General features: G+C 39.4%; 11 protein-coding genes. All 11 read right to left on the reverse strand.

What is annotated here, in order from left to right; translation table 11 throughout:
- Positions 1–7 precede the first annotated feature (7 nt).
- Complete coding sequence (gene phnE / locus EUI_RS0104765) at positions 8–829, reverse strand: phosphonate ABC transporter, permease protein PhnE (RefSeq protein ID WP_010016482.1); 822 nt, start codon at positions 827–829, stop codon at positions 8–10.
- A complete protein-coding gene (gene phnC, locus EUI_RS0104770) occupies positions 826–1,575 on the reverse strand; it encodes a phosphonate ABC transporter ATP-binding protein (protein WP_010016483.1) in 750 nt (249 codons plus the stop codon). Before phnC ends, phnE begins: the two co-directional genes overlap by 4 nt.
- Positions 1,576–1,738: 163 nt before the next feature.
- Positions 1,739–2,785, reverse strand: coding sequence for a phosphate/phosphite/phosphonate ABC transporter substrate-binding protein (locus tag EUI_RS0104775; RefSeq protein WP_010016485.1), 1,047 nt, complete (start codon positions 2,783–2,785; stop codon positions 1,739–1,741).
- A gap of 355 nt (positions 2,786–3,140) precedes the next feature.
- Positions 3,141–3,590 carry a F0F1 ATP synthase subunit epsilon gene (locus tag EUI_RS0104780; RefSeq protein ID WP_010016487.1) on the reverse strand — a complete coding sequence of 150 codons (450 nt, stop codon included), beginning with the start codon at positions 3,588–3,590 and terminating at the stop codon, positions 3,141–3,143.
- Positions 3,591–3,605: 15 nt separating this feature from the next.
- Positions 3,606–5,006, reverse strand: coding sequence for a F0F1 ATP synthase subunit beta (atpD, locus tag EUI_RS0104785; RefSeq protein WP_010016488.1), 1,401 nt, complete (start codon positions 5,004–5,006; stop codon positions 3,606–3,608).
- Positions 5,007–5,192: 186 nt separating this feature from the next.
- Positions 5,193–6,101 (reverse strand): F0F1 ATP synthase subunit gamma, encoded by a 909-nt coding sequence (locus EUI_RS0104790; protein ID WP_010016490.1) that lies wholly within the window; start codon positions 6,099–6,101, stop codon positions 5,193–5,195.
- A 15-nt stretch (positions 6,102–6,116) separates the two neighbouring features.
- Positions 6,117–7,631 carry a F0F1 ATP synthase subunit alpha gene (gene atpA, locus EUI_RS0104795; RefSeq protein WP_010016491.1) on the reverse strand — a complete coding sequence of 505 codons (1,515 nt, stop codon included), beginning with the start codon at positions 7,629–7,631 and terminating at the stop codon, positions 6,117–6,119.
- A 12-nt stretch (positions 7,632–7,643) separates the two neighbouring features.
- The gene (gene atpH, locus EUI_RS0104800; RefSeq protein ID WP_010016492.1) at positions 7,644–8,186 is read right to left on the reverse strand and encodes an ATP synthase F1 subunit delta; all 543 of its coding nucleotides are present in this window, start codon (positions 8,184–8,186) and stop codon (positions 7,644–7,646) included.
- 11 nt (positions 8,187–8,197) lie between these two features.
- On the reverse strand, positions 8,198–8,707 hold the full coding sequence (gene atpF / locus EUI_RS0104805) for a F0F1 ATP synthase subunit B (RefSeq protein ID WP_010016494.1): 510 nt from the start codon (positions 8,705–8,707) through the stop codon (positions 8,198–8,200).
- Between the two features lie 26 nt (positions 8,708–8,733).
- Entirely contained in the window at positions 8,734–8,961 is a 228-nt protein-coding gene (gene atpE, locus EUI_RS0104810) for a F0F1 ATP synthase subunit C (RefSeq protein WP_010016495.1), read from the reverse strand.
- A 246-nt stretch (positions 8,962–9,207) separates the two neighbouring features.
- On the reverse strand, positions 9,208–9,933 hold the full coding sequence (gene atpB, locus EUI_RS0104815) for a F0F1 ATP synthase subunit A (RefSeq protein WP_010016496.1): 726 nt from the start codon (positions 9,931–9,933) through the stop codon (positions 9,208–9,210).
- Positions 9,934–10,332: the final 399 nt, after the last annotated feature.

Here is a 10,332-nt window from a genome sequence, read left to right on the forward strand (position 1 = left end):
TCTCTCCCTAACTCAAATACTTTCGTAATTGTTGACTCACAGTTTCAATAATGACTACAGCAACAAAGATTGATAGCAGAATCATGCCGACACTTTGAAATTCCCGCCAACCAATTTTTTCATTCAAAATCATACCAATACCACCAGCACCCACATACCCAAGAATGGCTGCATAACGCACATTACCTTCGAATGCAAATAGCGCTGTTGATAAATAAGTTGGTAAAATTTGTGGGAAAATTGTTGTCACAAATGCACGTGGTGTGTCAGCTCCCGTTGCCGTTAAAGCCTCATAGGCCCCCATGTCAACAGTTTCAATATATTCAAATAGTTGCTTCCCAACAAATGAAAAACTAAATAAGAAGATAGCCACTGTTCCAGCAAACGTGCCTAATCCAAAGATATAAGTCGCAATCAACGCAGACACTAATGTTGGTATCGTGCGCACAACAGTTAAAATAAAACGTACAACAAGGTTTATTACGCGATTATTTGTAATATTACTGGCAGCCAATACAGCAAATGGTAACGCCATCAACGAACCAAAAAAAGAACCAAAAAAGGACATTTGAATTGTCATTAATAAAGGACGCCATACTTGAAAGAAGTAAGACAATTTAGGTGGAAACATACTGGCAAGAATTTGCCAAAAACCAGTAATATTAGTGAATAACATCGTTAAACTAAATCCCGTTACCCACACAGACACAGTAATACCAATCAACAACATTAAGATAATTAACGGCATACGTGTAAATTTTTGGGATACTGTTTTTCCATTAGTAAGCGTAAATTTCTCAGCGTCAAATAATTTATCGTACAACTTCATTTATCAGCTCCATCTTTACTATAAATCAAATCTAGTATATCTTTGGTAATGCCTGAGACTGGACCATCGTAAACAATTTTTCCAGAACGAATGCCAATAATACGTTTAGAATATTCTAAAGCCAAATCTACATGATGAATATTAATTAATACCGTTTGACCTAGTTCTTCATTAATGCGTTTAAAATCATCCATGACTTCATGTGCCGTCACCGGATCTAAAGCGGCAACTGGCTCATCTGCCAATAACACACTGGGATTTTGTGCTAATGTTCTAGCTAATGATACACGTTGCTGTTGCCCACCAGACAACTGATCTGTGCGGACAAAAGCTTTGTCTAACATGGAAACGCGATCTAATGCCTCTAAAGCCTTAATCTTATCTTCTTTTGAGAACAGTCCAAACATAACACGCATAATAGGCATATCTGGCACCAAAGAACTTAAGACATTTTTAATAACTGAAATACGTGGCACTAAATTGTAGGACTGAAAAATCATGCCCACCTTGCGACGATACTGACGTAAACTTTTACCTTTTAATCCAGAAATTTCTACGCCATCAACGGTTAATTGTCCCTCAGTTATATCATTCAAACGATTGATTGTACGAATAAGCGTTGACTTACCAGCACCAGACATACCAATAATACCAATAAATTCACCATCTTGAATTTCTAAATTAATATCTTGTAATCCCTTTACACCGTTGGGATATGTTTTTGAAACATGTTCAAATTTAATCATCATTGCCGTCCTAAATTTTTATGTGTTTGCGCCTTAACGGCTCTAACGCAAGAAAAGCGGCGCTGTTTTGCGCTGCTTTTCTGACATTTTGAAACTTGTGAGTTTGATAAAATTTTGACCATTTATAATGTCATATATCAAAACTGATGACTTGATCGTGTTATTACTTTTGCGAGTCTTTTAGTACTTTTTGTGCTGCACGTTCACCATCATAATTAGATGATTTTGCTGGTTCGTAACCTTCGTGTGAATAAATGGCAATAACTTTCTTGCCTTCTTTGGTCTTTGCCAAGTTAATGAATGCTTTAGATAGTGCTTTTTCAAGTTCTGGTGTCATTGTCTTTGATTTTTTTGATACTGAAATTGTATCGTTATAAATTTCTTGTGACACACCAATAACATTTGTTTCTGCCCAAATCGATTTTGGTTGTTTATAATCTGTTGTCCATGCACTTGCAAAATCACGACGCGCATCAGCATATGTCGGCATAATATCAATTTGACCTGATGCTAAACGAGCCATCCCAGAACCATATGAATCCACTGTTACTGTGTTCTTTAAATCTGCAACAGTTTTCTTATAATTTTTATTCAACCATAATGATGGGTAAATATAGCCAGCTGATGAAGTAGTTGATGACAAACCCCACTTAGCCGAGTTAAGATCTTCCCAAGTCAATTTCTCACCTGAATTGATCTTTTTGGCTAGTGCTTGGCCTTTTTCTGATGGACCAGCAATGAATAATGACCGGTACTTTGATGATTGTGTCGTTGTTGCTTCGGTTGCCTTACCGTTATTCCACTTAGCTGCGTCAGAAAAATTCTTGTTTAACCCAGCACGAGTAGCTGTTAACAAAGGTTTGACACTATCTTGATACATGACATAAGTACCACCTGGAATGAACCCGACGTCAGCAGTACCTGATGAGAGTGCTTCACCGGCAGCTTCGTAACTGGTACCAACTTTGATATCAACATTCTTGACATCATAACCTTCTTTTTTCAATTCTTTCGTCAACAAGCCTTTCATAGGTTTTGTCATCGTGACGATTTGATCAGGTTGCTTTGAAGGCACAAAATAAATTTTTAAATCTTTTATTGATTTATCAGAAGATGTCTGTGATCCAGTATGTGTAAATCCAAAGTATGCTGCAATTGCAATGACAACAACAACAATAATTCCTACGAGTGTTTTCGTGTTCTTACTCATGGTGTTTTCTCTCCTATGTGCCTAGTGGCAGGTCATCTGTCAAAAATACTACAACTTAACTATATTAAAATCGAGTCAACATATCGTCTCTTTTTTGTAAAGATGTTGTATATTTCCCTCGATTACTAATATAACAGAAAAACAGCCTGTCAAACCGTTTTTACAGTTAGAATCATCTCATTTAAATATGGAACGTCCGGCACATAACGAATATTAAACGAAAATATAGTCACTTTTCCGAACGTTTGTGTTTTCCTCCCCTTTAAATCATATAATTACTTATGTACAAGAAAAGCCGAATGTTTCCATTCGGCTTTCACTATTAAGTCAAATACTGACTTTATCTATTTATCTCTTATTTACCTTGTCTAATTGCGGCAACATGGATCCGGTTTACCGCACGCATCAAAGCAACTCGAGCACGTAATAATTCTGCATCGTTGTTATCATTTTGTGCATGTGCAATCCGTGTTTCGGCACGTTCTTTTGCATTTTCAGCACGCGTAAGATCAATATTACCAGATGTTTCAGCACTATCTGCGACAACAGTCAACAGATCGTTAGAAAATTCAGCAATCCCGCCATTAACAGCTAACGTCTCCGTTTGACCGTTACTTTTAATCAGCAGTTCATTGATTGTCAAAGCAGCCAGCAATGGTACATGCTTACGCATAATACCAATTTGGCCACCCTGTGTATTTACAATAGCCAATTCGATGTTGTTCTCATTATAAACTTCACCAACAGGTGTCACAATTTGCACTGTGATACCCGTCGTTGCTACAGTAGCTGTTTCATCTGCCATTTTTTCAATACCCCCTTATTGGGCCATTGTTTTGGCTTTTTCAACAACTTGTTCAATGGCTCCGACATTTCGGAATGCATCTTCAGGCAAATCATCATATTTACCATCTAATATATCCTTGAACGAACGCACAGTTTCAGCAACTGGGACATATTCACCATTAATACCTGTAAATGTTTCAGCAACAGAGAATGGTTGTGACAAAAAGAACTGAATACGACGTGCACGATTAACAGTCGTTTTCTCTTCATCTGACAATTCATCCATTCCCAAGATTGAGATAATATCTTGCAATTCACGGTAACGTTGTAGTGTCCGCTGTACTTCTGTTGCAATTTCGTAATGTTCTTGACCAACAATTTGAGGATCAAGCGCAGAAGAAGTTGAAGCCAATGGATCAACGGCTGGATAAATTCCTTGTTGCGTCAATGATCGTTCCAAATTCGTTGTCGCATCTAAGTGTGCAAATGTCGTTGCAGGTGCAGGATCAGTATAATCATCAGCAGGCACGTACACAGCTTGAATTGATGTAACTGAACCTTTTTTAGTTGACGTAATACGTTCTTGCAATTGACCCATTTCTGTTGCCAAAGTTGGTTGATATCCAACAGCAGAAGGAATACGGCCAAGCAAAGCTGAAACTTCAGATCCAGCTTGTGTGAAACGGAAAATGTTATCAATGAATAACAACACATCCTTACCTTCGTCATCACGGAAATTTTCAGCCATTGTCAAGCCAGTCAAAGCAACACGCATACGTGCACCAGGTGGCTCATTCATTTGGCCATAAACCATGGCAGTTTGCTTCAAAACACCTGATTCTGCCATTTCATGATACATATCATTACCTTCACGAGTACGTTCTCCGACACCCGTAAAGACAGAAATACCATTGTGACCTTGTGCAATGTTGTGAATCAATTCTTGAATTAGAACTGTTTTACCAACACCTGCACCACCGAACAAACCAATTTTTCCGCCACGAACATAGGGTGCGAGTAAATCAATAACTTTGATACCCGTTTCCAAAATTTCTGTAGAGTTGGCCAATTCATCATATTTAGGCGCATCACGGTGAATAGAATGTCGTGGCGTTTCGGCAGAAATATCGCCGTTATTATCCACTGGTTCTCCCAACACGTTGAAAACGCGACCTAAAGTAGCTTCTCCAACTGGCACTGTAATTGCATCACCAGTATCAGTTACTGGCATACCACGTTGGAGCCCATCCGTTGAATCCATAGCAATTGTACGAACAATACCGTTACCCAATGCCAATGAAACTTCAACTGTCAATGTTTGGCCTTCGCCCTTATCGATCTTAAGCGCATTATTGATATCAGGCACTTGTTGGCCCGCTTCAAACGCAACATCGACGACCGGACCAATCACTTGTACGACTTTTCCAGTACTCATTGTCGTTTTCCTTTCAGTTTAAGCGCGTTCAGCAACGCATATGTTGCCAAAATACCACAAGAGGTCATCATCTAGTGAGACGTTATAGTGTTTGAGTGAATATTGCTGAACGCGTTGCTGCCTATGCAGTTTTGATTTTAATTGTGGTTAGTTGTTTGTCATAAACGTGTGCGCTGACACTCTCATTTACTCCAATGCAGCCATTCCACCTGTAATTTCTGTAATTTCTGTCGTAATCGCTGCTTGACGTGCGCGGTTGAACTGCAATTCCAAACGACCAATAAGATCCTTGGCATTGTCTGTAGCCCCTTTCATCGCTGTCGATGAGGCTGCATGTTCAGCTGTTTTTGCATCAAGCACTGCTTCATACACTAGACTTTGTGCAAATTGCGGTAATATAACATTTAAAACAGCTGTTGTATCCGGTTCAATTTCATAAACACTTTGAATGTTCAATTCTGCTTTTTCAGCTTCCGTACCACCCATGGCATCCAAGGTGTCACCAGTTAATGGCAACAGTTGCACATCACGATATTCACTAGTCAAACGGTTTACAAAATGATTGTATACGACATGAAGTGCATCAAACACTTCAGTTTCATACAGACTGGTCACCGTTTTAACAACTGAGCGAATTTCATTAAATGATGGTACATCTGAAACACCGCGGTGTTCTAATATGACTTCAAAGCCACGTTTTTTATAGAAATCAGCCCCGTTACCACCAACAGCAAGAATTGTGGTGTTAGTAGTATCCAAATTCAATCGTGCCATCAAAGCATTTGTTTGCTTAATGACGTTAGCGTTATATGAGCCAACTAATCCACGATCTGATGTCACAACTAATATGCCAGTTTTTTCAATGGGACGTTGTGCAATCAAAGGAATATGCTTAGCATCTGCATTATCAAAAAGATGAGCAGATACAAGATGTTCCACAATCGCTTCCAAACGAGCAGCATATGATTGATAGCCCTTACTGTAACGTTGAATTTGGCTTAATTTAGCCGTTGAGACCATTTGCATGGCACTCGTAATTTGACGCGTCTTTTTAGTGGATGAAATACGACGCTGAATATCTTGCAAAGAAGCCATTGCAGCGTCCTCCTATTATTCCGCTGTTGAACCAGCAAATCCAGCCTTAAAGGCTTCGATTGCTGAATTCATGGCAGCGTCTTCAGGCAAATTCTTTGTCTCAAGAATTGTCTTGAACAAGTCATTAGCATTGGCATCAACATAAGCAATTAATTCGTCTTGGAAACGTTGAATGTCAGAAATCGCAACATCATCAATATACCCACGTGTCAAAGCATACAGTACGATAACTTGTTGCTGTACTGGCATTGGCTTGTGCAATGGTTGCTTCAAGATTTCAACTGTACGACGACCACGTGCTAACTTAGCTTGCGTAGCAGCATCCAAATCTGAACCGAACTGCGCGAAACTTTCTAATTCACGGAATGAAGCTAAATCCAAACGTAATGTACCAGCTACTTTCTTCATTGCCTTAATTTGCGCATCACCACCAACACGTGAAACAGAAGTTCCAGCATCAATGGCAGGACGAACACCTGCATAGAATTGATCTGCATCCAAGAACACTTGTCCATCAGTGATGGAAATAACGTTCGTTGGAATATATGCTGAAACATCCCCAGCTTGTGTCTCAATAAATGGTAATGCAGTCATTGATCCACCACCAAGTTCGTCAGACAACTTAGCTGCACGTTCTAACAAACGTGAATGCAAGTAGAAGACATCACCTGGATAGGCTTCACGTCCGGGCGGACGACGAAGAATTAATGACAATTCACGATAAGCTGTGGCTTGTTTTGATAAATCATCATACACAATCAAAACGTGTTTGCCATTATACATGAATTCTTCACCCATGGCTGCGCCAACATAAGGTGCTAGATATAACATCGGTGCTGGTTCTGAAGGACCCGCATTAACAACAATTGTATAATCCATTGCGCCAAGTTGACGCAACGTCTCAACTTGTGTACGAACAGTTGAGTCTTTTTGACCAATAGCAACATAGATAACAATCATGTCTTGATCTTTTTGGTTCAAAATTGTATCGATGGCCAAAGATGTTTTGCCTGTCTTACGGTCTCCGATAATCAATTCACGTTGCCCACGTCCAATTGGAACGAGCGCATCGATTGCTTTAATACCTGTCTGCAACGGTTCAAAAACTGACTTACGTTGCATAACTCCAGGTGCTTTAACTTCGACAGGACGTGTCTTGTCTGTTTTGATTTCACCCAATCCATCGATTGGTTGACCCAAAGAGTTGACAACGCGTCCAATTAATTGTTCGCCGACCGGCACTTCCATGATGCGGCCAGTACGTTTAACTGTATCACCTTCGCGAATATCATCAAAACCACCAAGAATGATGATTCCAACTTCGCTAGAGTCGAGGTTTTGGGCCATACCGAATGTGCCATTAGCAAATTCGAGCAATTCACCAGCCATAGCATTTGCTAGACCATTTGCACGAGCCACACCATCACCAAGATAGGTAACAGTTCCCACTTCTTCTACAGTTAGCGTTGTGTCGAACTTTTCGAGCTGTTGCTTAATTAAAGCAGAAATTTCTTCAGCTTGAATAGCCATTATTCTTCCTCACTAACCTAATAATTGTGCCTTCATTTTGGCAATTTTTGTTTGTAAGCTACCATCAATTAAAGTTGACTGCGATTTTAAAATCACGCCACCAAGTATGCTTTCATCCACAACATTTTTTAAATTCACGTGTTTTGCACCTGTTTTTGATGCAAAAATTGCTGCTAATTTATCCAAACGTGTTTCGTCTAACGTAACGGCTGTAGTTGCTGTAACATCTACAATACCATTAGCTTCATTGTAACGATCACCAAACGCATCAACCACCTGCGATAAAATGTTCAAACGATTATTGTAGACGAGCAGCTTAACCAAGTTTTGAATTGATTCCGATGCACCGTTTGTCAATGTTTGTAACAAATTATCACGTGAGGCAGTATCAACATCATTAGATGTTACCACCATAATAAAATCAGGATTTTCGTTTAGAACGGTTTTTATGACGTTCAAACTTGTCCTAGTTTCTTCTATGCTGTTTTGCTCGCTAGACAATTCAAAAATTGCTTTGGCGTATTGGTCAGCTATATCTTTAAGATTTTTTGCCATCCCAATACTCCTTATTTAGTTTCTAAATCTGAAATGTAAGCATCAATCAATGCTTGTTGATCATTTAACGATAGTTCTTTTTGCATAAGTTTTGAAGCAATCGCTACTGATAGCGCTGCAACATCGTTCTTTGCGTTAGAAATCGCGTCTTCCTTGAGCTTTTCAGCATCAGTTTGCGCTTGCTTATTAATTAAAGTAGCACGGTCAGAAGCAGTAGAAATTAATGAATCACTCTGCTTTTGTGCGCTGGCTTTTGCGTCAGCCACGACTTTTGTTGCTTGCTGACGTGTATCTGCCAGTTCACTTTGCCGTTGTACTGCTAATTTTTCAGCGTCTTGACGGGCTAACTCGGCACCATCAATATCAGCAGAAATTTTATCAGCACGTTCGTCAAGAACCTTTGTCAATGGCCCGTAAGCCACCTTCTTCAAAATGAGCATCAACAAGAGGAATGAAATGATAATAAACAACATATTACCCAATGGTAATTTATTTGCTGCTAAGGTTGTTAAACCAAACATAATTTTCCTCCACTATATACTTGTGATTACTTGCCCATCAACATGAAGGCGAAGACAATTGACAAAATTGGCATAACTTCAACCAACGCGACACCCAAGAACATACGTGACAACAATCGGCTTTCAAGCTCAGGTTGACGGCTCATGCCTGCCAAGAATTGCGAGATCAAAACACCGTTTCCAACACCACCACCAATAGCGGCTCCAGCGGCCGCAAGGCCCGCTGCGATTACACCAAGATTGTGCAAATCCATGAGATTACTCCTTATTGTATAGCGTTTGGCAGTCCTTGACTCAACTCTATAACGCAGACTATAATTATCAACCCGACTTAACTTGGTTAGAAAACTATCGTCTGTGTCTCAGTCATTAAGTACCACCAAACACGATTCTATTTTAATTGGATGAAACGCTCCCGCGTAATTCACAAACCAACTCGTGTCATACCTTGATTATTGCTAGTCAAACTGTGGCACAAATCTCATTTGCTTAAACACTCTTCATTCATCACCAGACAATTGTGCAATAAATACACCTGTCAAGATAACAAATACGTAAGCTTGTATGCCACCAATAAAGAGTGAGAATCCTTGCCAGACCATTTCAATCGGCAATGCCAACACAGTCACGAACCCATTTAAGTGTCCTGGCCATGCTAAGCTATTGGCCACGAGTGTTAATAACATCTCACCAGCGAAAATGTTACCAAACAAACGCAGTGATAACGTCAAGAAGTTAGCTAATTGTTCAATAATGTTTAGCGGTAACATCCAAGAATATGGTGTGAGTAACATGTTTTTAAGGTATCCCTTAAAGCCAAGTTTTTGAACACCCATCCCGTGTGCTACCATCAAAGACATAATTGCTAACGTCATCGTTACGATTGGGCTTGCTGTTGGTGACTTAATATAAGTTACACCATCCGTGCCTTGCAATTGAAGTAGCAATCCCATTTCGTTAGATACTACAACGAAGAAAAACAACGTAAATGCATACAAACCAAATTGGCGTGCTTGCTTCTTTTGCAATTGTCCATCAACAATACCATTGGTAAAATCAAGTAAGTATTCAATAACATTTTGTCGCTTACCTGGTCGTACCGTAGGCCTTCGTGTGAGTACAACCGATACAATCACAACAATTGCCATAGCCAGCAACGTTGAAAGTATCGTGCCCCAGTCAAATGTGAGGCCAAGAAACTCAAACGGTGCCGTAGGGTCATCCATGCGCCTTCTCCTTTCTCAATAAATTTGGCGAAATGGTCGTAAACGGCTATTCGTCATAACATATAAACCTATAATACGCCTTTCAAAATGAAATACAACTATTTTATGGCACTTTTTCACAAAGAAATAAGGCAGTGTCAACCAGAGCATTGGTATGCTAGTTTGTAACGGTTGATTATTAAAATCTGCTTTGTATTTAATTATTTATATCCCGTTAAAGTTCTTAATGAATTCAAGTAAAACCTTGATTTTTTTCGAATTTAACTTAACCCTTTCACACTTATTTCAATGATTGTTAGGATTTTCGTTTTGTCACTTTTAATAAGCACTACTTAATAATATATCGGCCAATATCCATTAGACTTGTGATAAAACAAACAAAAATCCGATAACAATATC

The organism is Leuconostoc gelidum subsp. gelidum KCTC 3527 (assembly GCF_000166715.1).
Classification (GTDB): domain Bacteria; phylum Bacillota; class Bacilli; order Lactobacillales; family Lactobacillaceae; genus Leuconostoc; species Leuconostoc gelidum.